At 32.3% G+C, this 1,342-nt stretch carries 1 protein-coding gene; it reads left to right on the top strand.

The window, feature by feature from the left end; translation table 11 throughout:
* Window positions 1-196 precede the first annotated feature (196 nt).
* Window positions 197-1,342: IS4 family transposase (locus tag HMPREF0373_RS07165; protein ID WP_021739008.1), on the top strand; the 1,146-nt coding region annotated here is incomplete at its 3' end.

The following is a 1,342-nucleotide window of genomic DNA, read 5'->3' as shown; positions in this document are numbered from 1 at the left end:
TCCCAATGTCATTTAGATAAGGATTATACAAAGAACAGTGTATATAGAAATATGTACCCTGTTCTTTTTTTGTAAAATTATGTTAAGCACTTGACATGATAATCAAAATGTGCGGTCGCTCTAACTATCTTTTTTAAGATAGTTAGAACGACCCTTGTAATTAAGAAAATATCTTGATTGCAAGGAGAATTACACGATGAATTATTCTACAGAGGTAAAACAAAAATTACTATCAATTATTACAAAAATGGATTCTTACTATTGGCTATTTACAAAGCATCCAAAAACGGACTTTTCCCGTAAAAAGAAATGGTCATTTGAAGAGGTTATGAAGTTCATGCTTACAATGGAAGGCAAAGCATTAAGAGATGAACTGTTGGAATATTTTGAATTTGATAATACTACACCATCAAATTCTTCATTCAATCAGCGTAGAGCACAGATATTGCCTGAAGCATTTGAATTTTTATTCCAAGAATTTACAAAGTCTTTTACGGATAATGTTACATATAATGGTCTTAGACTGATTGCATGTGATGGCTCGGATTTGTGCATTGCACACAATCCCCAAGATGAAACAACCTATTTTCAAACTCTTCCTGACAGAAAAGGGTACAACCTATTGCATTTAAATGCTTTTTATGATTTATGCAGCCGCCAATACACAGATGCAATTATCCAGCCTTCACGCTTGGCGAATGAAAGACGTGCAATGTGTGAAATGATTGACCGATACAATGATACATCAGCTATTTTTATCGCAGACAGGGGTTATGAGAATTATAATATATTTGCCCATGTGGAACACAAAGGAATGTATTATTTAATTCGTGTCAAAGATATAACAAGTAATGGTATAACTTCAAAACTTACAATGCTTCCAGAGAGTGGGGAATTTGATGAATGGGTTAATGTTACGCTTACTAAAAAGCAGACAAATGAAGTAAAAGCAAATCCAAAAAAATACAGAGTTATTGATAAGAAAACGCCTTTTGATTATCTTGATCTGCATTTTAATAATTTTTACGAAATGAAAATGAGAGTGATACGTTTTCCAATACCTCAAGGTTCTTATGAATGCATTATTACAAATCTGCCACAAGATAAATTTAATTCTGATGAAATCAAACGGTTATATGCAAAACGTTGGGGAATAGAAACCTCTTTTCGAGAATTGAAATATGCCTTAGGACTAACACGTTTTCATTCAAAGAAACCAGAATATATTATGCAGGAAATATGGTCAAGAATGACTCTGTATAATTTCTGTGAAATTATAGCAACTAATGTTGTTATAAATGAGAAAAAAGGCTGTAAACATACATATCAGCTCAACTATACC

It is taken from the genome of Eubacterium ramulus ATCC 29099 (assembly GCF_000469345.1).
GTDB classification, from domain to species: domain Bacteria; phylum Bacillota; class Clostridia; order Lachnospirales; family Lachnospiraceae; genus Eubacterium_I; species Eubacterium_I ramulus.
Note: the sequence above shows the minus strand (reverse complement) of the source record. Positions and strands in the feature narration are given on the sequence as shown.